The 25081-nt window shown below is 71.8% G+C and carries 3 protein-coding genes; all 3 read left to right on the forward strand.

Translation table 11 applies throughout. The features are described from left to right. Positions 1-83: 83 nt before the first annotated feature. The 3 genes from BTZ20_RS29685 to BTZ20_RS28905 are packed head-to-tail and all read left to right on the forward strand — an operon-like array spanning position 84 to position 25080. Complete coding sequence (locus BTZ20_RS29685; RefSeq protein ID WP_411269141.1) at positions 84-10892, forward strand: amino acid adenylation domain-containing protein; 10809 nt, start codon at positions 84-86, stop codon at positions 10890-10892. Then, a complete protein-coding gene (locus BTZ20_RS28900) occupies positions 10790-21457 on the forward strand; it encodes a non-ribosomal peptide synthetase (protein ID WP_189636597.1) in 10668 nt (3555 codons plus the stop codon). The genes BTZ20_RS29685 and BTZ20_RS28900 overlap by 103 nt, the downstream gene beginning before the upstream one ends. After that, the gene (locus tag BTZ20_RS28905) at positions 21421-25080 is read left to right on the forward strand and encodes a non-ribosomal peptide synthetase (protein ID WP_077040640.1); all 3660 of its coding nucleotides are present in this window, start codon (positions 21421-21423) and stop codon (positions 25078-25080) included. The genes BTZ20_RS28900 and BTZ20_RS28905 overlap by 37 nt, the downstream gene beginning before the upstream one ends. The last annotated feature ends 1 nt before the right edge of the window (position 25081 follow it).

Here is a 25081-nt window from a genome sequence, read left to right on the forward strand (position 1 = left end):
CGCAGGCCCGACCTGACGGCCGCCCGCTTCGTCGCCGATCCGTTCGGGGACGGGGCGACCGGCTGTACCGGACCGGCGACGTGGTGCGCTGGGAGCGCGGCGACGATGGGTGGTTCGCGCTGGAATACGTGGGGCGCAGCGACTTCCAGGTTCAGGTGCGGGGGTTCCGCATCGAACTCGGCGAGATCGATGCGGTGCTGTCCGCGCACGAGTCGGTGGACTTCGCCATCTCGGTTGCCCATCAACGGGATCCCGGCGGTTCGGTCCTCGTGTCCTACGTGCGGGTGCGGCCGGGGCATTCATTCGACGCCGCCGCGCTGGCCGCCTTCGCCGGGGAGTTCCTGCCTGCGCACATGGTGCCCTCTCTGATCCTTGCGTTGGACACGGTGCCGCTCACGCCCGCGGGCAAGGTGGACCGGGCCGCGCTGCCCGATCCGGACTTCCGTTCGGGCGCAGTGTCGTTCCGTGCGCCCTCGACCGCCGCCGAACAGGTCATCGCGGACGCCGTCGCGGCGGTCCTGCACGTCGACGCGGTCGGTGTTGACGAGTCGTTCTTCGCCATGGGTGGCGACAGCATCATCGCGATCCAACTGGTCTCGCGGGTCAAGGCCGCCGGTCTGCTGATCACGCCCCGCGAGGTGTTCGAGCGCAAGACCGTTGCCGCACTCGCCGAGGTGGCCCGCCGGGCCGACGACGAGCAGCGCGTCCGGTTGGAGGAACTGCCCGGCGGTGGAGTCGGCCCGCTGCCGATGACCCCCATCGCCAGAGGCGTCCTCGAGCGGGGCGGAGACATTGATCGCTTCTATCAGGCCGTCGCCCTCACCGCCCCCGCCGATCTCGACGAGGAACGCCTGCGTCGCGTCGTTGCCGCCGTCCTCGACCACCACGATCTGCTTCGTTCGCGCCTGGACGGGGGCGACCTCGTGGTGGCGCCCGCAGGCACCGTCGTATCCGAGGGGCTCGTCACCAGGGTGCGGACCGCCGCGCGGCCGGGAAGCGAAGAGTTCGACGCCGAGGTCGCCGCGCAGTGCGAGGCCGCGGTCGGCAGGCTCGACGCGAGTGCCGGGGTGATGCTGCAGGTGGTCTGGGTCGACTCGGACTCCGTGCCGGGCCGGATTCTCGTGGTGGCGCATCACCTGGTGATCGACGGGGTCTCCTGGCGAATCCTTGTTCCCGACTTCGCCGTTGCGTGGGAACAGGTCTCGGCCGGCCAGGCGCCCGCGCTCGCGCCGGTGGAGACCTCGGCGCGCCGCTGGGCCCACGGCCTCACCGAGGTGAGCGCGCGACCCGAGCTGCTCGAGGAGCTCGGCGCCTGGCGCCGCATCCTCGACGCTCCGACCCCGCTGCTGGGTTCGCGCCCCCTCGACTCCACCGTGGACACGGGCGCCACCGTGCGCCGGGTGCCGGTGGAGCTCTCACCCGAGGTGACGGCCACCCTGCTCACCACCCTGCCGACGATCTACCGGGGCGGCGTCAACGACGGCCTGCTCACCGCGCTCGGTCTCGCCGTCGCGGCCTGGCGGCGCGGCGCCGATGGCGACGGCACGTCGCTGCTGCTCGCCCTCGAGGGGCACGGTCGTGAGGAGGATCTGCTCGCCGGCGCTGACCTCTCGCGCACGGTCGGCTGGTTCACCACCAGCTACCCGGTTCGGATCGGGCTGGACGGGGTCGACGTCGACGACGCGCTCACCGGGGGACCGGCCGCGGGCCGCGCGATCAAGGCGGTCAAGGAGCAGCTGCGCACGGTGCCCGGCAGCGGCGCGGGCTTCGGGCTGCTGCGATACCAGCGCGAGGACACGGGCGCGGAGCTGGCGCAGCTCCCTGCGCCGCAGGTGGGCTTCAACTACCTCGGCAGGATCGGCACCGCGGAACTGCCTGCCGAGCTGCGCGAGCGTGGCTGGATCCCGGTCGACGACGCTGGCCTGAACGACGGCAGCGGCGCCGGGATGCCTGTGTCCGTTGCGCTCGACATCAATGCGGTTGTCAGCGACGGCTCGGCGGGCGAGCAGCTCTCGGCCACCTTCGCTTTCCCCTCCGGGGTGCTCACGGAGTCGGAGGTGTCGGCGCTGGCGGCGCTGTGGCGTACCGCGCTCGAGGGGCTCGCCGCGCACGCGAGGAGTGCATCGGCGGGCGGGCTCACCCCCTACGATGTGCCGCTCGTCGCGGTGGACCAGGCCCAGATCGAGGCATGGGAGCGCAGCTCCGGTGCGCTGGAAGACATCTGGTCCCTCGCCCCGCTGCAGTCCGGTCTGCTCTTCCACGCAGGGTTGATGGCCGACTCGGTCGACGTGTACACCGGTCAGATCGTGCTCGACCTCGGCGGCGAGGTGGACGCGGCCCGGTTTGGTCGCGCCGCCCAGCGGCTGCTCGAGCGTCACGCCGCCCTGCGCGCCGGATTCGTCTACGACGCAGACGGCACTCCCGCCCAGTTGGTGCGGGCGACCGTCGTCGTGCCGTGGCACCAGGAGGACTGTGCCGCTGAGGTTTTCGGTGACCGTGTGCGCGCGGTCGCGGAGGCGCAGCGGCTCGAGGCCTTCGACATGGCGGCGGCCCCGCTGCTGCGATTCGTGCTCGTCCGCTCCGACGCTCGCGCGTCGCTGGTGATCACCAACCATCACATCCTGTTCGACGGCTGGTCGATGCCGCTGTTCGTCAAGGACCTGCTCGTCCTCTACGCCACCGATGCGCCGCTGCCGATCCCGGCGCGCCCGTACCGGCGCCATCTCGAGTGGCTCGCCGCGCGCGACCGAGAGGGCGCGGTAGCGGCGTGGTCACGGGCCCTCGAAGGGGCAACCGAACCGACCCGGCTCGCGCAGGGGCGGCCCGAGGCCCTGTCGACCCCGCTCGAGGTGGACGTCCCGGTCCCGGCCGAGCTCGCGGGCGAGGTCGCGGCCCTGGCCCGCGGCTGCGGCGTCACCGTCAACACCGTGATTCAGGCCGCGTGGGGAATCATGCTGTCCCGCTACCTGTCCCGCGAGGATATCGTCTTCGGCGCCACCGTCTCCGGACGCCCGGCCGAGCTGCCCGGCGTCGAGGAGACGCTCGGCCTGTTCATCAACACCATCCCGGTCCGACTGCGGTTGAGGGACACCGACACGGTTGCCACCCTGCTCGATCGCCTGCAGTCCGAGCAGGCGCGCCTGCTCGAGCACCATCACCTGGGAATAACGGAGATCCAGGCCGCGACCGGGATCGGAGTGGACTTCGACACGCTGACCGTGTTCGAGTCCTACCCGATCGATCGGGCGGGATTCGACGAGACCACCGACATCGCAGGCATGCGGGTGCGCGGCATCGACGTCGCGGACGCCACGCACTACCCGGTGACGCTCGTGACTGTGCTCGAACCCACGCTGCGGCTGACCCTCGAATACGCGCCCGACGTATTCGCGGGCGACGAGATCGACCGGATGTCCGGCCGGCTCGCCGGCGTGCTCGCCGCGATGACCTCGGACGCCGGGCTCGCGGTCCGCGACCTCTCCCTGCTCACCGCGGGCGAGCGCGAGCTCACCGTGCGGGCCTGGAACGACACCGACCGCGATCACGACGACGCGACCTTGCCGTTGCTGCTCGACGCCGCCGCGGCCCGCAGACCCGACGCCGCCGCGCTCACCTTCGCCGGCCACACCGCCACCTTCGCCGAATTCGACGCGGACGTGAACCGCCTTGCCCGCTGGCTGATCTCGCGCGGTGTCGGCCCGGAATCCGTGGTGGGCGTGGCGATGCACCGCTCGTCCGAGCAGATCGTCGCGATCCACGCCGTGGTGCGTGCGGGCGGCGCCTACCTGCCGATCGACCCGCAGCACCCCGAGTCGCGCACCTCATACGTGCTGGACAACGCGGCACCGGCGCTGGTGCTCACCGCGGGCGAGACGCTCCAGGGCGCCGCGCCCGTCGTGTCCCTTGCGGATCTGGATCTGTCCGGACTGGACCCCAGCCCGATCGTCGACGGCGAGCGAACGGCGCCGCTGCGCGCCGATCACCGCGCATACGTCCTCTACACCTCCGGTTCGACCGGCAGGCCCAAGGGCGTCGCCGTCACGCATCGCGCGATCGTCAACCGGCTGCGCTGGATGCAGGACAGTTACCCCATAGACGGGCGTGACGTGGTGGTGCAGAAGACCCCCGCCACCTTCGACGTCTCGGTGTGGGAACTGTTCTGGCCGCTCGTGACCGGGGCCCGGCTCGTCGTCGCCGAGCCTGACGGGCATCGGGACCCGGGATACCTGTCGGCGTTGATCCGCGAGGAGGGCGTCACCACCGCGCACTTCGTCCCGTCGATGCTGGAGGTGTTCCTCGAGCACGGCGACACCGCGGCCTGTGGATCGCTGCGACAGGTGTTCGCGAGCGGCGAGGCGCTGCCCCGTACCGCGGTGGTGCGCTTCCACGAGCGGCTCGACGCTCACCTGCACAATCTCTACGGCCCCACCGAGGCCGCCGTGGACGTGACCTTCCACGAGACCGACCCGGCGACGCCCGGCCCGGTCCCGATCGGTGCACCGGTGTGGAACACGCGGGTGTACGTGCTCGACGCGCGGCTCCGCCCGGCGCCGATCGGGGTCGCCGGTGAGCTCTACCTCGCCGGAGTACAGCTGGCCCGCGGCTATGTCGGCCGGCCCGACCTGACCGCGGACCGGTTCGTGGCGAACCCGTTCACGCCGGGGGAGCGGATGTACCGCACCGGTGACCTCGTGCACTGGAACACTGCGGGAGAGCTGGAATACCTGGGCCGCACCGACTTCCAGGTGAAGCTGCGCGGACAGCGGCTCGAACTCGGTGAGATCGAGGCGGTGCTGCAGTCCGCCCCCGGCGTCGGGTCGGCCGCCGTCGTGGTGCTCGGCACCGGTGAGACGGCGAGGCTGGTCGGCTACGTCACCACCTCGGGCACCGAGCAGCCGGACCTCGACGCCGTGGCCGCGCACGCGGCGGCCGAGCTGCCCTCCTACATGGTGCCTTCGTCCTTCGTCCCGCTCGACGCGATGCCGCTCGGGCCAACCGGCAAGCTGGACCGCCGCGCCCTGCCCGAGCCCGCGCTCGCCGCGGCGGCCTTCGAGGAACCGCGCACGCCCGCCGAGCGCGCCGTGGCCCGGATCTTTGCCGAGGTGCTGGACCGTGAGCGGGTCGGCGCCACCGACGGCTACGTCGAACTGGGCGGCAACTCGCTCACCGCGACCAGGGTGGTGGCCCGGGTCAACGCCGAATTCGGCATCAGCCTCGGCGTGCGGGAACTGTTCGACGCACCAACGGTTCGCGCGCTCGCTGCAGCCGCGACGGCCGCCCGGCCGGACACCGCGCTGCCGGAACTGGTGGCCGGGGAACGCCCGGACCAGCTGCCGCTCTCGCCTGCCCAGCACCGGATGTGGCTGCTGAACCGGTTCGATGCGGCCTCGGGTGCCTACAACATCGCGGTGGCGCTGCGGCTGTCCGGCGACCTCGACCCGGCCGCGCTCGCGGCCGCCGTCGCGGACGTCGTGGACCGGCACGAGGTGCTGCGCACCGTCTACCCCGACACCGGGCACGGTCCGCGGCAGGCGATCCGGCCCGCCGCCGAGTCGATTCCGGACCTGACGCCGCGGCCGATCGACCCCGACGAGCTGACCGCCGCGGTGACCGCACTGGTCGCGGCCGGGTTCGACGTCACAGCCGAGGTGCCGCTGCGGGCGCAGCTGCTGCGGGTGACCGAGCGCGATCACGTGCTGGTGCTGGTCGTCCACCACATCGCCGCCGACGGCTGGTCGATGCGGCCGCTGGCCCGGGACGTGATGGCCGCGTACGTCGCCCGCGCGCAGGGCCTTCCCCCGGGCTGGTCGCCGCTGCCGGTGCAGTACGCCGACTACGCCCTGTGGAAGCACGAGGCGCTCGGCGCCGAGGGCGATCCGTCCTCGCGCGCGGCGGGTCAGCTCGTGTACTGGACCGGCGCGCTCGCCGGCCTGCCCGAGCGGCTGGAGCTACCCACCGACCGCCCGCACCCCACCGTCGCCTCGCATCGCGGCGCGACCGTGGACGTCACCATCGACCCCGAGATCCACACGGCCGTCACCGAACTGGCTCGATCGCACCGCGCCACCCCGTTCATGGTCTGGCACGCGGCACTGGCAGTGCTGCTCGCGCGCTTGTCCGGCACCGCCGACATCGCGATCGGCACCCCCGTCGCGGGACGCGGCGAGCAGGGCCTCGACGACCTGGTCGGCATGTTCGTCGGGACCCTGGTGCTGCGCACGCCCGTCGACGCGGGCGCCGCCTTCACCGATCTCCTCGGCGCGTGCCGGGACACCGACCTCGACGCGTACGCGCACGCCGACCTTCCGTTCGAGCGGCTGGTCGAGGTGCTCGCCCCGACCCGCAGCACCGCGCACCATCCGCTGTTCCAGGTGGTGCTCTCCACCGACGACGTCGCCGAGACGAGCCTGGAGCTGCCGGGGATCACCGCCACCGCACTGCCTCTGGACGCCGCGATCGCCAAGTTCGACCTGCACGTGGCCGTGGCGGGCGACCGGGTGACCTGGACGTACGCCACCGATCTGTTCGACGCCGACACCGTCGCGGGCCTCGCCGACCGGCTCGGCCGGATCCTGCGGGCCGTGGCCACCGATCCGTCCGCGGTCGTCGGCGACATCGATCTGCGCAACGAATCCGAGCGGGCGGTGCCCACCGCCGCCGCGGCGATCCCGACCCGCACGCTGCCCCAGATCCTGCGCGACGCGGTCGCGGCCGCGGGCGGCGGTACCGCCCTGGTCGGCGCCGACGGCGCGCTGTCCTACCGGGAGCTCGACGCCAGGTCGGACCGCCTGGCCCGGGCATTGATCGGTCGCGGTGTAGGTCCGGAAACCGTTGTCGCGATGGCCGTCCCGCGGTCAGAGCGCTCGGTGCTCGCGGTGTGGGCCATAGCCAAGACCGGGGCGGCCTTCGTGCCGGTCGACCCGACCTACCCGGCCGATCGGATCGCGCACATGCTCGCCGACTCCGGCGCGAACCTCGGGCTGACCGACGCGGGCACGGTCGACGCGCTGCCGGTGACGGTGGACTGGCTGCGGGTCGAGGACCACGCGGACGGCGGATCGCCCGCACTCTCGGGCGCTCCGATCACCGACGCCGACCGCACGGCGCCGCTGCGGGCGCATCATCCCGCCTACGTCATCTACACCTCCGGGTCGACGGGCGTGCCCAAGGGCGTCGTCGTCACCCACGCGGGGCTCGCCGCGCTCGCCGCCGAACAGGTGCAGCGCTACCGGCTCGACAACACCAGCCGCACCCTGCATTTCGCGTCGCCGAGTTTCGACGCGTCGATCCTCGAACTGCTCATGGCCGTCGGTGCTGGCGCCGCGATGACCGTGGTGCCGTCCGGCGTGTACGGCGGTGGGGAGCTGGCAGCCGTCATGCGGGAGACCGGCGTGACGCACGCGTTCGTGACCCCGGCTGCGCTGGCCACCCTCGACCCCGCCGAACTGCCTGACGTGCACACCGTGATCGTCGGCGGCGAGGCCTGCGACCCGGCGCTGGTCCGGCGCTGGGCGCCGGGTCGGCGGATGTTCAACGCCTACGGGCCCACCGAGTCGACGGTGATGGCGACGCTGTCCGGGCCGATGAGCTCGGGCGATCCGGTGCGTATCGGCGGACCGATCCGCGGCACCACCGCCCTGATCCTCGACACCCGCCTGCACCCGGTGCCTGGCGGGGCGATCGGTGAGCTGTACCTGGCGGGCGACGCCCTCGCCCGCGGCTACCGCGGCCGCGCCGGGCTGACCGCCGAGCGCTTCGTCGCCGACCCCCACGGCTCCGGCACCAGGCTGTACCGCACCGGAGACCTGGCCCGCCTCGCCCGCTCGGGCGAGCTCGAATACCTGGGGCGCTCCGACCATCAGGTGAAGGTGCGCGGGTTCCGGATCGAGCTCGGCGAGATCGACGCCGCGCTCTCCTCCCACACCGACGTCGAGTTCGCGGTCACCGTCGCGCATCGCGCCGAGTCCGGGACGACCGTGCTCGTCGCCTACGTGACGGCGGCGCGCGAACTCGACACCCGCGGGCTGCTCGCGCACGTCGGACGGCTGCTTCCGGCGTACATGGTGCCTGCCGTCGTGACGGTGCTCGACGAGATCCCGACCACCCCGGCGGGCAAGGTCGATCGCCGAGCCCTGCCGGAGCCCGTGTTCGACGCCGCCCCGCACCTCGAACCCCGTTCCGCCGCCGAGCGACTCGTTGCCGGCGTCGTCGCCGAGGTCCTCGGCGCCGACCGGGTCGGCGCACTGGACGACTTCTTCGCCCTCGGCGGTACCTCGCTCTCCGCGACGCGGGTGATCGGCCGGCTCAACGAGACCGCGGGCACCGCGCTCGCCGTCCGGACGCTCTTCGAGGCACCGACCGTCGACGCGCTCGCGGCCGCGCTCGAGGCGGCCGAGCGCACAGATCGACCCGCGCTGGCGGCGGGACCGCGCCCGGAGCGGATCCCGCTCTCGCCCGCGCAGTCGCGGATGTGGATCCTCAACAGGTACGACCCGGAGTCCGTCGCGTACAACATCCCGCTGGTGCTCCGGCTGACCGGTGAGCTCGATTCCGACGCGCTTGGCGCGGCGGTCCGTGACGTCCTCGAGCGCCACGAGGCGCTGCGCACCGTGTTCCCCGAGGACGCCGACGGACCAGTCCAGCTGGTTCTCGCCGCGGATGAGACGCCGCTGGTCCTCACACCCTCCTTCGTCGGCGACGAGGCCGGACTCCGCGCGGCCGTGCTGGCGGAGCTGTCCGGCGGATTCGACGTCACCACGTCGATCCCGCTGCGTGGCAGCCTGTTCCGACTGTCCGACACCGAGCACGTGCTGGCCGTCGTGGTGCACCACATCGCGGCGGACGGTGCGTCGCTGGCACCGCTGGCCCGCGACCTGGTCGCCGCCTACACGGCGCGGGCCGCCGGATCGAAGCCGCAGTGGGCTCCGCTGCCGGTGCAGTACCCCGACTACGGCCTGTGGCAGCACCGGCTGCTCGGCGAGGAGGCCGACCCCGCCTCGCGCGCAGGCGAACAGGCGCGCTACTGGCGTGACCGGCTCGCCGGTGCGCCCGAACTGCTCGAGCTGCCGACGGACCGTTCGCGGCCGGTGGTGGCGTCCCTGCGCGGCGACACCACCGCGTTGCCACTGGACGTCGAGCTCACGGCGGCCCTCGCGGCCCTCGGTCGCGAGCGCGGGGCCACTCTCTTCATGGTGGTCCACGCGGCGTTGGCCGTGCTGCTGGCGCGCCTCGGCGCCACCGACGACGTGGTGGTCGGCACCCCGATCGCGGGCCGCGGGGAGCGGGCGCTCGACGACCTGGTCGGGATGTTCGTCGGCACCCTCGCCCTGCGCGCCCGTGTCGACCACGGCCGCGGCTTCGAGGATCTGCTCGAGCGGGTGCGCGAGGGCGACCTGGCCGCCTACGAGAACGCCGATCTGCCCTTCGAGCGGCTGATCGACCTGCTGCAACCGGTCCGGTCCCAGGCATACGCCCCGATCTTCCAGGTGGCGCTGTCGCAGGAGCAGGACGGTCTCACCGAGCTTGCCCTGCCGGGATTGACCATCGCGGCAGAGGATCTCGGGATCGTTCCGGCGAAGTTCGACCTCCAGCTCACGCTGCGTTCGGAGGCGGGAGCCGAGCTGCCGACCGCGATCGTGTGGACCTACGCCACCGACCTGTTCGACCGCGCCACCGTGGACACCTTCGCCTCGATGCTCGGACGCATCCTGCGCGCCGTCGTCGCTGACCCGTCCGCCGTGGTCGGCGACATCGACCTGCTCGGTGACAGCGGCGCGGCAGACGTTGCGGCGCTGTCGGGTCCGCGGGCCGTGGCCGCACGGACCCTGCCCGAGATCGTGACCGCGGGTGTCGGCCGGGGCGGGACCGCACTGGTCTCCGTGGCGGGCGAGATGTCCTACGCCGAGCTGGACGGCCGCTCGAACAGGCTGGGGCGGGCGCTGATCGCCCGCGGCGCGGGCCCCGAGACCGTGGTTGCGATCGCCCTGCCGCGCACCGCCGACGCCGTCGTCGCGATGTGGGCTGTCGCGAAGACCGGCGCCGCTTTCGTGCCCGTCGACCCCACCTACCCGGCCGAGCGGATCGAGCACATGCTCACCGATTCCGGTGCCGACTTGGGCTTGACCGACCGCGCCACGGTCACCGGGCTGACCGATACGGACACCGCGCCCGGTCTGCCCGGTTCGGTGCACTGGGTTCCCGTCACCGACGCGCAGGGGGAGTCGGACGCACCGATCGCCGACGCCGACCGGATCCGGCCGCTGCGCGCCGAGCATCCCGCGTACCTGATCTACACGTCCGGGTCCACGGGAATGCCGAAGGGCGTCACCGTGACCCACACCGGCCTTGCCGCCTTCACCGCGGATGCCCGGCCGGAGCTGGGCACCTCCGCGTCCTCGCGGGTGCTGCGGCTGTCCTCGGCCAGCTTCGACGCCTCCCTGTTCGAGATGATCCAGGCGTTCAGCGCAGGCGCGACCATGGTGGTCGTCCCGCCGGAGGTGACCGGCGGCGACGAGCTCACCGAGCTGATGCGCGCACAGCGCGTGAGCCACGTGCTCACCGCGCCTGCCGCGATGACCACCGTCGACCCCTCGGTGCTCCCAGACCTGCGGACCGTCGTGGTCGGTGGCGAGGTGTGCCCGCCGCAGCTCGTCGAGCGGTTCGGCCCCGGGCGCCGGTTCGTCAACAGTTACGGCCCCACGGAGACCACCATCGTGGTGACGATGGGCGCCGCCCTGTCCCCGGCGACCAGATCTCCATCGGCACACCGCTCGACGGCGCCCAGGCTCTGGTGCTGGACCCGCGGCTGCGGCCGGTGCCTGCCGGTGTCACGGGTGAGCTGTACCTGTCGGGCCCCGGGCTGGCCCGCGGCTATCACGGCCGCCCAGCTCTGACGGCCGAACGCTTCGTCGCGCACCCGGTGGTCGCGGGCGAGCGCCTCTACCGCACCGGGGACCTGGTGCGCCTGACGGCGGGCGAGCTGCACTACGTCGGCAGGGCCGACGCGCAGGTGAAGCTGCGCGGCCTGCGGATCGAACTGGGCGAGGTCGAGGCCGCACTCTCCCGGCATCCCGGCGTGCGGGTCGCGGCGGCAACCGTGCACCGGCACCCGACACTGGGCGAGCAGCTCGTCGGCTATGTCGTCGCGGGCGACGGCGGCGTGCCCGACGCGGCCGAGATCCTCGCTGCGGCGTCGGTGGTGCTGCCGCGCGCACTGGTCCCGGCCGCGGTGGTGGCCATCGAGCGCCTGCCGCTGACCCCGGCGGGCAAGGTGGACCGGAAGTCGCTGCCCGCCCCCACCTTCGAGTCCCGGGCCGACTACCGCGCGCCGTCCACCGAGTCGGAACTCGTGGTGGCCAGGGTGATCGCGGAGGTGCTCGGAGCCGAGCGGGTGGGCGCCGACGACAGCTTCTTCGACCTCGGCGGGAACTCGCTGTCGGCGACCCGCGTGATCGCGCGGCTGCGCGAGCACGGCGCCGCTTCGCTCGGCGTGCGCGCGCTGTTCGATGCTCCCACCGTCGCCGGACTGGCCGCCGCACTCGATGCGGCGACCGCGGATCCCGGTGCGGCCGCACCGGTGCTGCGGGCCCGCCCGCGTCCCGAGCGGATCCCGTTGTCCCCGGCGCAGAACCGGATGTGGTTCCTCAACCGATTCGACACCGCGTCGGCGGCGGACAACCTGCCGTTGGCGGTTCGCCTGTCCGGCGTCCTCGATGCCGCCGCGCTGGGGGCGGCGGTGCGCGACGTCCTCGAGCGGCACGAGTCGCTGCGCACCCGGTACCCCGATTCCGGGTCGGGACCGCACCAGGAGATCCTGCCCGCGGCGTCGATCGACCTCGACCTCACGCCCGTTCCGGAGACGGAACAGCGGGTGCTGCATCGGATCCTGGAACTCGCGTCCGAGGGATTCGATGTTGCGGTGGAGGCGCCGCTGCGGGCCGCGCTGTTCGTCGTCGGACCGGACGAGCACGTCCTGACGGTTGTCGTGCACCACATCGCGGCAGACGGATTCTCGCTCGCACCGCTGGTCAGGGACGTGATGGTCGCGTACGCGGCCAGGTCGGGTGGTGCCGCACCGCAGTGGCCGCCGCTCGCGGTCCAGTACGCCGACTACAGCCTCTGGCAACGAGAACTGCTCGGCGACGAGAGCGATCCCGGCTCGGAGATCGCCCGGCACATCGCCTACTGGCGGGCCGAGCTCGACGACCTGCCCGACCTGCTCGCGCTGCCCGCCGACCGCTCGCGGCCGTCGCGACAGTCCTACCGCGGCAGCGAGTTCCACTTCTCGATCGCCACCGACACCCACCGGCGGCTGCAGGAGCTGGCGACCGCGCGCGGCGCGAGCCTGTTCATGGCGACGCACGCCGCCTTCGCGCTGCTGCTCGGACGGCTCTCGAACAGTGCCGACATCGCGATCGGTTCGCCCATCGCGGGTCGGGGCGAGCAGTCACTGGACGACGTCGTCGGCATGTTCGTCAACACCTTGGTGCTGCGGACCCGCATCGACGTTGCCGAGCGCTTCGAGGAGTTGCTCAGCCGCACGCGCGAGTCCGACCTGGGGGCGTTCTCGCACGCGAACCTGCCCTTCGAGCGGCTGGTGGAGGTCCTCGATCCGAACCGGTCGACCGCAAGGCATCCGCTGTTCCAGGTGGCGCTGTCCTTCCAGAACCTCACGCCGACCAGCTTCACCCTGCCCGGGCTCGAGGTCACCCAGGTCGAAGCCGATCTGCAGGCGGCGAAGTTCGATCTGCACCTGACGATGACAGAGCAGCCCGAGGGCGGGATCGCCGCATCGCTGACGTACGCGACGGACCTGTTCGACGAGTCGACCGTCGCCGGGTTCGCGGAGCGGTTCGTCCGGGTGCTGGAGGAGGTGTCGGCGGATCCGACGGTCGTGGTCGGGGACGTGGACGTGCTCGCCGACCTCGAGTGGCGTGAGCTGGTCGAGGCTCGGAATCTGACCGAACACGGCGTCGCGGACGGGTTGTTGCTCGACGGGTTCGAGGCCGCGGCAGCGGCGACGCCGGACGCAGTGGCCGTGGTCTTCGAGGGCGAGTCCCTGACCTACCGGGAGTTCGCCGGCCGGGTGAACCGCCTGACGAGGTTCCTGATCGGCGAGGGCGTCGGCCCGGAGTCGTTGGTGGCGTTGGGGATGCGCCGTTCACTTGATCTGGTGGTGGGCATGTACGCGGTGGTCGCTGCCGGTGGCGGGTACGTGCCGGTCGACCCCGATCACCCGGCCGAGCGGATCGGGTACATCCTGGAGGCGGCCGATCCGGTGTGCGTGCTGTCCACCGAGCGAGACGCTGTCGAGGTCGTGGGGGAGAGGTCTGTCTTCCGGATCGACACCCTCGATCTCGTGGGGTATTCGGCGGAGGCGGTGACCGATGCCGACCGGCTTTCCGCCCTGCGCCCGGACGCCGTCGCGTACGTGATCTTCACGTCCGGTTCCACGGGCAGGCCGAAGGGCGTCGCGGTCTCGCACCGGGCGATCGTCAACCAGATCGCCTGGATGCAGGCCGAGTACACGCTGGATTCCTCGGATGTGTACCTGCAGAAGACGGCCACCACATTCGACGTCTCGCTGTGGGGGTACTTCCTGCCGCTGCGCCTGGGCGCGACGCTGCTCCTCGCGACTGCCGACGGTCATCGGGATCCGGGCTACCTCGCCGAGATCATTCGCGAGCACTCGGTGACGGTCACGGACTTCGTGCCCTCGATGCTCGCGGTGTTCGCCGGGGCGGTGGAGGCTGATGCTCTGCGGAGCCTTCGGCACGTGTTCGTGATCGGTGAGGCGTTGCCGGCTGCGACGGTGCACGACTTCGCCCGTGTCTCGGGTGCGCGGGTGCACAACCTGTACGGGCCGACGGAGGCGGCGGTGTCGATCACCTACGCCGACGTCACGGAGACCCCTGCTGGTGGTTCGGTGTCGATCGGTGTGCCGGAGTGGAATTCGCGGGTCTACGTGCTGGATTCGCGGTTGCATCCGGTGCCCGCTGGTGTGTCGGGTGAGCTGTATCTGGCCGGTGTGCAGCTGGGCCGCGGATATCACGGTCGGGTGGATCTGACGAGTGACCGGTTCGTGGCGGATCCGTTCTCCACGGACGGCGAGCGGATGTACCGCACCGGTGACCTGGTGCGGTGGCATGGTGACGGTGGTCTCGAGTACATCGGGCGCACCGATTTCCAGGTGAAGTTCCGCGGTCAGCGGATCGAGTTGGGTGAGATCGAGACGGCGTTGCAATCGCGCGAGGGTGTGCTCGGTGTCGCGGTCCTGGTGGTTCCGACGGCGACCGGTGATCGCCTCGTCGCGTACGTGGTCCCCGCACCGGGCGAAGTGCTCGATGCCGCGGATCTGAAGGTTCACGCCTCCGCCTCGCTGCCGAGCTACATGTTGCCCGAGGCGATCGTGCTGCTCGAGGAGTTCCCGCTGAACACCTCAGGCAAGCTGGACCGGAAGGCGTTGCCCGCACCGGTGTTCGAGGCCCGTCGGTTCCGCGCTCCGTCCACCCCGACCGAGCTGATCGTCGCGGGTGTCTTCGCCGAGGTCCTCGGGATCGAGCGGGTCGGCATCGACGACGACTTCTTTGCACTCGGCGGCAACTCGCTGATCGCGACGCAGGTCGCAGCAAGGCTGGGGCAGGCCCTCGATACCCGCGTCCCGGTCCGGGAACTCTTCGATTCCGCCACGGTCGAGGCGCTGTCTGTTCGGATCGGTTCGCACGCCGGGTCGGGTGGCCGTCCCGCACTGCGCCCGCAGCCGCGGCCGGACCGGATTCCGTTGTCCCCGGCCCAGTCCCGCATGTGGTTCCTCAACCGGTTCGACCCGGACTCCGCCGCGTACCACCTCCCCGTGGTGCTGCGACTGTCCGGCGAGCTGGACACCGACGCACTGCAGGCCGCAGTCGGCGACGTGGTGGCCCGCCACGAGGTACTGCGCACGGTGTACCCGGAGGCCGACGGAGCGGCGCACCAGCGGGTGCTCGATCCGCAGGCGAACGTGCCGGACCTCGGACCCGTCGACATCGACGAGGCACGGCTGCACGGCGCCGTGACCGAGCTGGTCCTGACACCCTTCGACGTGACCGTCGAGGTGCCACTGCGCGCGCGCCTGCTGCGACTCGGCGACGCCGACTTCGTCCTGGCCATGGTGGTGCACCACATTGCCGCGGACGGGTTCTCGCTGGGCCCGTTGACCCGCGACGTGATGCTCGCCTACGCCGCCCGGGTCGACGGCCCGGCCCCGTCCTGGGCGCCGCTGCCGGTGCAGTACGCCGACTACACCATCTGGCAGCGGGCGGTGCTGGGGTCCGAGACCGACCCGTCGAGTGCGGCGTCCGGCCAGCTCGCGTACTGGCGTACCGAGCTCGACGGCCTGCCCGCGGTGCTCGAACTGCCGTTGGACCGGCCGCGTCCGGCGGTGGCGTCGAACCGCGGCGGCAGTGAGTCGTTCACCATCGATACGCGGCTGCACGCCGCGGTCGAGGCACTGGCCGCGGTCCACGGCGCCAGCCCGTTCATGGTCGTGCAGACCGCGCTTGCGGTGCTGCTGTCGCGGTTCGGCGCTGGCGATGACATCGCGATCGGCACCCCCGTCGCGGGCCGTGGCGAGCAGGCGCTCGACGACCTCGTGGGCATGTTCGTCGGCACCCTGGTGCTGCGCACCCGAATGCGCGGGCAGGACAGCTTCGCCGATCTCCTCGGCCGGGTCAGGGAGACGGACCTGCGGGCCTTCGGCAATGCCGACGTGCCGTTCGAGCGGATCGTGGAGGCCGTCGATCCCGTTCGTTCGCAGTCGTATTCGCCCCTGTTCCAGGTGAGCCTGGCGTTCCAGAACCTGGCGCAGCGGAACCTCGAGCTCGGTGAGCTGCGGATCGAAGCGTTCGACATTCCGATGACCACCACCCAGTTCGACCTCGACTTCGTGTGCATCGACCGGCACGACGAGGACGGCGAAGCCGCGGGCATCGACGTGCAGCTGACGTACGCCAGCGACCTGTTCGACGGGTCGACCGCGCGCCGGCTGGCGGACGGACTCACCCGGATCCTCGCCTGCGCCGTCGCCGAGCCGCACACCGCGGTGGGCGATCTGGAGGTCGCCGGGCCCGCCGAGCGGCTCGCGATGCTCGAGGCATGGAACCAGACGTCCCGGCCGATGGTGGACGGCACCCTCGCGGACCTGCTCGACGCGCAGGTCGCTGCCCGTCCTGATGAGGTCGCGGTCGTGTTCGACGGGGATGCGCTGACCTACCGGCAGTTCGACGGCCGGGTCAACCGCCTGGCGCGCCTGCTGATCGGTCGAGGCGTCGGCCCCGAGTCCCGGGTGGCACTCGTCCTGGACCGGTCGTTCGAGATGCTGGTGGCGATGCACGCCATCGTCAAGGCCGGCGGCGCCTACGTGCCGATCGATCCCGAACACCCGGCCGATCGCATCGCCTACGTGCTCGACTCCTCGGCACCGGAACTCGTGGTGAGTACCGCTGCCCGGGCCGCGACGCTGCCCGGCGACCCGCGTGTGGTCGCGATCGACGACGTCGACCTGGAGGTGTTCGCCGATTCGCCGATCGCGGACGCCGAACGGCTGCGGCCGCTGCGCGCGGCCAACACCGCGTACGTGATCTACACGTCCGGGTCGACCGGTCGGCCCAAGGGCGTCGCGGTCGGGCACGCCGCGATCGTGAACCAGTTGCGGTGGCTGGCAGATGAATACGAGATCGGTGCGCAGGACAGGATCATGCAGCGCGCGCCGATCACCTTCGACGTGTCCGTGTGGGAGTGCTTCCTGCCGCTCACTGTCGGGGCCCGGTTGGTGGTCACCCGGCCGGGTGGACACCGCGAGCTGGACTATCTCGCCGCGGTGATGCTCGAACACCGCATCACGGTTGCCGAGTTCGTGCCGTCGGTCCTGACCGCGCTGCTCGCCGAGGGGCTCGGCCACGCGCTCGGTTCGCTGCGGCACCTGTTCGCAGGCGGCGAGGAGCTGTCCGCCGAACTCGCCGAGGCGCTGCGCCCGCACCTGCCCGGCGCACTGCACAACACCTACGGCCCCACCGAGGCCGCGATCACCACCACGTTCCACGAGGTGGACGGTCCGGCCCCTGCGAACGTGCCGATCGGCGTGCCGGTGTGGAACACCCGCGCCTACGTCCTCGACGCACGCCTGCGGCCGGTGCCCATCGGAGTCGCCGGAGAGCTGTATCTGTCGGGAGTCCAGCTGGCGCGTGGCTATTTCGGTCGGCCCGACCTCACCGCGGACCGCTTCGTGGCCAACCCGTTCTCGGGCGCCGGTGACCGGATGTACCGCACCGGCGACCTGGTCAAGTGGGATGTTGCCGGGGCGAGCGAAGCGACGGGGGATGTTACCGGCACGCTGGTCTACTTGGGCCGCACCGATTTCCAGGTGAAGATCCGCGGGCTGCGGATCGAGCTCGGTGAGATCGAGTCGGCGCTCGCCGCGCAGCCAGGGGTCGCACAGGCCGCGGTGTCGGCCATCGACGACCGGTTGATCGGGTACGTCGTCGGGGCGGGCGCGCAGGCCGATCCGTCCGCGCTGAGAGCGGCGCTCGCCGGGCGGCTGCCCGGGTACATGGTGCCCGCCACCATCCTGGTGCTGGACGAGTTCCCGCTGGGCACGGCGGGCAAGCTCGACCGAAAGGCGCTGCCGCGGCCGGTGTTCGAGGCCGCGGAGTTCCGGGCGCCGACCACCGAGTCCGAGATCCTGGTCGCCGCTGTGTTCGGGGACGTCCTCGGTGCCGACGCGGTCGGCGTGGACGACAGCTTCTTCGACCTCGGCGGCAACTCGCTGTCCGCGACCCGGGTGATCGGGCGGGTCAATGCGGTGACGGGCGCCACCCTGGCGCTGCGTACCGTGTTCGAGGCCCCGACGGTCGCCGCGCTCGCCTCGGCCGTCGACGCGGCGCGACGCACCGACCGCCCCGAACTGGTGGCGCTCCCGCGCCCCGACCGGATCCCGTTGTCGCTGGCCCAGACCCGGATGTGGTTCCTCAACCGGTTCGACCCCGAGTCCCCGGCGTACACCATCCCGCTCGCGATCCAGCTCGCGGGCGACCTCGATGTCGAGGCCCTGACCGCCGCGGTTCGCGACGTGCTCGAGCGGCACGAGTCGCTGCGCACGGTCTACCCCGACGACGGGGACGGCCCCGTCCAGGTGGTGCTGCCCGCCGACCGCGTCGAGCTCGACCTGACCCCGGTGGAGATCGCCGAGCAGGACCTGCCCGAACGCGTGCGGGAGATCCTCGGCCGCGGCTTCGACGTGGCGGCCGAGGTCCCGATCCGGGGCGCGTTGCTGCGGCCGTTCTCGATGGAGGGCTCGGAGCACTCCGCCCCGCAGCACGTGCTCGTCCTCGCCGTGCACCACATCAGCGGCGACGGGGTGTCGATGGGCCCGCTGGCCAGGGACGTGATGGCGGCGTACATCGCCCGTGCGGCCGGGCAGGCGCCGTCGCGGGCGCCGCTGCCGGTGCAGTACGCGGACTTCGCGATCTGGCAGCGTGTGCTGCTCGGCGAGGAGTCGGACCCCGGTTCGGTGGCGGCCTCGCAGATCGGGTTCTGGAAGCAGACGCTGGCCGGGCTGCCGGATCTGCTGGAGTTGCCGACCGACCGGCCGCGGCCCGCGGTCGCATCGTATCGGGGCGATTCGGTGGAGTTCGCGATCGATGCCGAGGTGGTCGCGGCCGCAAGGGAAGTCGCTCGCACGCACGGCGCATCGGTCTTCATGGTGTTGCACGCCGCGTTCGCGGTGCTGCTGTCGCGGTTGTCCGGCGGCGAGGACATCGCCGTCGGTACCCCGGTCGGGGGCCGCGGCGAGGCCGCGCTGGACGAGCTGGTCGGCATGTTCGTCGGCACCGTGGTGCTGCGCGCCCGGGTCGACCGGTCGGAGCGGTTCGCCGACCTGCTGGACCGGATCCGCGAGGGCGACCTCGCGGCGCTCGGCAACGCCGACATCCCGTTCGAGCGTCTCGTCGAGGTGCTCGCGCCTGCCCGCGCTCAGTCGCACTCGCCGCTGTTCCAGGTGGCCCTGGCCTACGAGCACCGCGAGGACACCGCCTTCGAGCTGCCGGACCTCACCGTCGGTGCGTACCCGTTCCGGGCCGAGGTCGCACACTTCGACCTGGCCCTCACCCTGACCGAGGTCGAGGACCGAGACGGCGGCCTGTCCGGATCGCTGCGCTTCGCGACCGATCTGTTCGATACGTCGACGGCGGCCGACCTGGCCGCCCGGTTCGTCCGCGTGCTGTCGGCGGCGGTGGCCGAGCCACGCACCGTCGTGGGCGAACTGGAACTGCTCGATCCCGCCGAGCTCGCCGAGCTGATCCCGGTACGCGGCCTGCCCGCCGCGCGGCCCCGTCGTCTGGCCGATCTCATCGCGGACGCGGTCACCGCGAATCCCGATGGCACGGCTCTGCTCTGGTGCGAGCGATCCTGGACCTACCGGGAGGCCGACGAGTGGTCGGATCGGTTGGCGCGGGTGCTGGTTGGGCGGGGGGTCGGTCCCGAGGACTTCGTGGCGCTGGCCCTGACGAGGTCGGCGGAGTCGGTGCTGGCGGTGTGGGCGGTGGCGAAGACCGGTGCGGCGTTCGTGCCGGTGGATCCGACGTACCCGGCCGAGCGGATCGCACACATGCTCGCCGATTCTGGCGCGGTGCTTGGCATCACCACCGCGGCGGACGGCGCCGGCCTGCCTGCCGGCCTCGACTGGCTGCGACTCGACGAGACCGACACGGGGGCGCCCGCACGATTCGAAGCAGCCACCCTCGTCGGGGCTTCGCTCGCGAATCCGGCGTACATGATCTACACGTCCGGTTCGACGGGGAAGCCGAAGGGTGTGGTGGTGACGCACGCAGGCCTGGCGAACCTGGCGGCGGAGCGGCGCGAGCACTATCGGGTGACGGCGGATTCGCGGTTCCTGCACAACACCTCGCCGAGTTTCGACATGGCGGTGGGCGAGATGATCTCGGCGCTGTCGGCGTCCGCGACCCTCGTCATCACCCCGCCGGCCACCCCGGTCGACGAGGTCGCCGAGCTGATGCGGGACCGGCGGGTCACCCATGCGCTGATCACGCCGGCGATGCTGGCGTCGATGGATCCGCACGGTCTCGAGGACCTCGCCGTGCTCGGCGTCGGCGGTGAGGCCGTCGGTGCCGAGCTGGTCGCCCGGTGGCAGCCGGGCAGGACCATGCTCAACGGGTACGGCCCGACGGAGGCGACGGACATCTCGACCGTCGCGGACCTGATCGCAGGCAGGCCGGTGACGATCGGGCGGCCGGTCCGTGGCTTCGAGGCCCTCGTGCTGGACGCCCGGCTTCTCCCGGTACCGGTCGGGGTGTCCGGTGAGCTCTATGTGGCCGGTCCCGCGCTGGCCCGCGGCTATCACGGCAGGCACGCGCTGACCGCCGAGCGGTTCGTCGCGAATCCCTATGGTGCGCCCGGTGATCGGATGTACCGCACCGGTGACGTGGTGCGCTGGACCGGCGGCGGAGCGACTCATCCCTCGGGTGACCCGCTGGAACTCGAATACTGCGGACGCAGCGATCACCAGGTGAAGATCCGGGGTCATCGGATCGAGCTCGGCGAGATCGACGCGGTGCTGGTCGTGCAGGACGGTATCGACTTCGCCATCACCCTCGGGCGGGTGACGCCTGCGGGGGATACCGCACTGGTCTCCTACCTGGTTCCGCAGCCGGGTCAGGTGGTGGTGCCGACGGAGGTGACCGCCCGGCTCGCCGAGTCGCTGCCGCGGTACATGGTGCCGTCGGCGGTCGTGGTGATCGACGCGCTCCCGTTGACGCCGACCGGGAAGCTGGACGAGAAGGCGCTGCCGACACCGGAGTTCGCGTCTCACACCGCGGAGTACCGCGAGCCGGGTACCGCGGCGGAGCGGATGGTGGCCGGGGTGTTCGCCGAGGTGCTCGGGATGGACCGGGTTGGCGCCGACGACGACTTCTTCGAGCTCGGCGGCAACTCGCTGTCCGCGACGCGGATCGTCGCCCGGATCGGTTCCGACGCAGGCGTGGCACTGGCGGTGCGGACGCTGTTCGACGCGCCCACCGTGGCCGGCCTTGCCGATGCGCTCGAGTCGGCCCGCCGGATCGACCGCCCGGCGTTGACGCCGGCCGCACGCCCGGACCGGATCCCGTTGTCGCTGGCTCAGACCCGGATGTGGGTGCTCAACCAGCTGGCGCCCGATTCGGTGGCCTACAACATCCCGCTGGCGATCCGGCTCGACGGCGCACTGGACGTCGACGCGTTGGGTGCGGCGGTGCGGGACGTGCTCGAGCGGCACGAGACGCTGCGCACGGTCTACCCCGACGACGGGGACGGTCCGGTCCAGGTGGTTCTGCCTGTCGATGCCGTCGAACTCGATCTCACCCCGTCGGCGTCGACTCAGATGCGCTGCGCGGGGTGGTCCTGCGGACCATGGCCGAGGGATTCGACGTGAGCGTCGCCGTGCCGCTACGGGGGCGTCTGCTGCGCGTGCGCGATGACGAACACGCACTCGTGATCGTGGTTCACCACATCGCGGGGGACGGCATCTCGATGGGGCCGCTGGCCAGGGACGTGATGGCGGCGTACGTCGCCCGTGTGGCGGGGCAGGCTCCGTCGTGGGCGCCGCTGCCGGTGCAGTACGCGGACTTCGCGATCTGGCAGCGCGCGGCGCTCGGCGAGGAATCGGATCCGGACTCGGTGGCAGCGCGGCAGATCGGGTACTGGAAGCAGGCACTGGCCGGGCTGCCGGATCTGTTGGAGCTGCCGACCGATCACCCGCGGCCGGCGATCGCCTCGCACCGTGGCGACTCCGTGCGGTTCGAACTGGACCCCGACACCGTCGCTGCGGTGACGAAGCTCGCTCGCGCGCACAGTGCGACCTCGTTCATGGTGCTGCACGCCGCGTTCGCGGTGCTGCTGTCCCGGCTGTCCGGCGGCGAGGACATCGCCGTCGGCACCCCGGTCGGGGGCCGCGGCGAGGCTGCGCTGGACGAGTTGGTCGGCATGTTCGTCGGCACCGTGGTGCTGCGCGCCCGGGTCGACCCCGCCGAGAGCTTCGCGACGATGCTGGGCCGGATCCGGGAGGGCGACCTCGCGGCGCTCGGGAACACCGACGTCCCGTTCGAGCGGCTCGTCGATGTGCTCGCCCCGGTGCGGACGCAGGCGCACTCGCCGCTGTTCCAGGTCGCGTTCGCGGTCGAGCACCGCGGTGAGTCCACCTTCGAGCTACCGGGACTGACCGTGTCCGCGTTGCCGTTCGAGGCGCACGCCGCCCAGTTCGACCTCGCGCTCACCCTCGTAGAGGGCGCGGAGGGGGAGACCATGACCGGTGGTCTCACCTATGCCACGGACCTGTTCGACCGCGCCACGGTGGTCGCCATGGCGGAGCGGTTCGTCCGGGTGCTCACCGCGGCGCTCGACCGGCCGCTGACCCCGGTCGGCGATCTCGATGTGCTCGACTTCGCCGAGACCGGCGCGCTCGCGCCGGTGCGCGGCCTGCCCGCCGCGCGGCCCCGTCGTCTGGCCGATCTCATCGCGGACGCGGTCACCGCGAATCCCGATGGCACGGCTCTGCTCTGGTGCGAGCGATCCTGGACCTACCGGGAGGCCGACGAGTGGTCGGATCGGTTGGCGCGGGTGCTGGTTGGGCGGGGGGTCGGTCCCGAGGACTTCGTGGCGCTGGCCCTGACGAGGTCGGCGGAGTCGGTGCTGGCGGTGTGGGCGGTGGCGAAGACCGGTGCGGCGTTCGTGCCGGTGGATCCGACGTACCCGACCGAGCGGATCGCGCACATGGTGTCGGATTCCGGTGCGGTGCTGGGTATCACGCGGTCGGTCGAGCGTGAGGGGCTGCCGGGGTCGGTGTCGTGGCTGACGTTGGACGAGCTGGACCTGGACGCGGACTCGGTGGCGCCGGTTGACTTCCGTGAGGCTTCGCTCGCGAATCCGGCGTACATGATCTACACGTCCGGTTCGACGGGGAAGCCGAAGGGTGTGGTGGTGACGCACGCAGGCCTGGCGAACCTGGCGGCGGAGCGGCGCGAGCACTATCGGGTGACGGCGGATTCGCGGTTCCTGCACAACACCTCGCCGAGTTTCGACATGGCGGTGGGCGAGATGATCTCGGCGCTGTCGGCGTCCGCGACCCTGGTCATCACGCCGCCCTCGATTCTCGGAGGCGAGGACCTGTCGAACCTCATGCGCGAGCGGGGGGTCAGCCACGCGCTGATCACGCCGGCGATGTTGTCGTCGATGGACCCCGCCGGGCTGGCGGACCTCCTGGTGCTCGGCGTCGGTGGCGAGGCGTGCAACGCGGAGCTGGTGGCGCGATGGCAGCCGGGCCGGACCATGCTCAACGGGTACGGGCCAACCGAGGCGACCGACATCTCCACCGTGGGTGATCTCGAGGTGGGGCGTGCGGTCACGATCGGTGTCCCGGTGCGTGGCTTCGAGGTGATGGTGCTGGACGCGCGGCTGCGTCCGGTGCCGGTGGGGGTGTCCGGCGAGCTCTACGTGGCCGGTCCCGCGCTGGCCCGCGGCTATCATGGCAGGCACGCGCTGACCGCCGAGCGGTTCGTCGCGAATCCCTATGGTGCGCCCGGTGATCGGATGTACCGCACCGGTGACGTGGTGCGCTGGACCGGCGGCAGCGGAGCAGCAGGAGAGATGCCGTTCGTCGGCGAGCTCGAGTACAGCGGGCGCAGCGACCATCAGGTCAAGATCCGTGGCCATCGCATCGAGCTCGGCGAGATCGATGCGGCGATGCAGGACCATCCGGACGTCGAGTTCGCGGTGACCCTTGGCCGCCGGATGCCGAACGGGGACGCGGCGCTCGTGTCCTACCTCGTCGCGCGTGGCGGTGCGGCGCTCAGTCCCGACCGGGTCACCGCGTTCGTGTCGGAGTTCCTGCCGCGGTACATGGTGCCTGCGGCGATCGTCGAGATCGAGGCGGTCCCGCTGACGCCGACCGGAAAGCTGGACGAGAAGGCGCTGCCGACACCGGAATTCGCGTCCCGTGTGGTGCGCTACCGGGAGCCGGGCAGCCCGACCGAGTGGGCGGTCGCCGAGGCGTTCGCCGCGGTGCTCGGCGCGGACCGGGTGGGCGCGGATGACGATTTCTTCGATCTCGGCGGCAACTCGCTGTCGGCGATGCGGGTGCTCACGCACCTGCGGTCGGCGCTGGCGGCGCCGGTGTCGCTGCAGTGGCTTCTGGTCGATCCGACCCCGGCCTCGATAGCGGCGCGGATCGACGCATCGGATGGGCAGGCGGGCGACTCGGGTCTCGACATCGTGTTCCCGATCCGGGAGACGGGGACGGCCGAGCCGGTGTTCTTCGTCCACCCGATCGTCGGGTTGTCCTGGTGCTATACGGGATTCGCCGCACACATCGGCGCCGAGCGCCCGCTGTACGGACTCCAGGTGCCGGGTCTGCTGAGGGAGGAGGCGGAGCCTGAGTCGATCGACGAACTCGCCGCCCGCTACCTCCAGGAGGTCCAGCGGATCCAGCCGCAGGGCCCCTACCATCTCGTCGGCTGGTCGCTCGGCGGCGTGATCGCCCAGGCGATGGCCGTCGAGCTGCAGACGGCGGGGGAGCGGGTCGGCTCGCTGGTGCTGCTCGACAGCTACGCGGTTCCGGTGGGTGACCCGGGCGAACCGGTCCGTCCGGACGACCTGCTCGCCGGGCTCGGGATCGCGTCCGACGATCTCGGTGACCTCGACCCCGATCTGTTCGACCTCGCTGCGGTGCAGGGCCTCATCGACGGCGGATCGCTACCGGGACTGACCGGCGAACATGCGCGCCGGCTGTTCGCCGCGGCCGAGCGCAACGACGCGTTGATGGGTCGCCATCGCCCCGGAGTGTTCGACGGTGATGTGTTGGTGTTCACGGCCGCGGCGGATCCGGCGGGCGCTGCCGACACCTGGCGCCCGTTCGTGACGGGCGAGATCGACGAACACCCGGTCGAGGCGACGCACTGGCAGATGACATCCCCGTCGGCGATGGAGGCGATCGGGCCGGTGCTCGGCGACCACCTCGACGACGACCTCAGACAGACCAAGAGATTGGAGATCGACCGGTGAG

The sequence above is a fragment of the Rhodococcus sp. MTM3W5.2 genome, from assembly GCF_001984015.1.
GTDB lineage: Bacteria > Actinomycetota > Actinomycetes > Mycobacteriales > Mycobacteriaceae > Rhodococcus_G > Rhodococcus_G oryzae.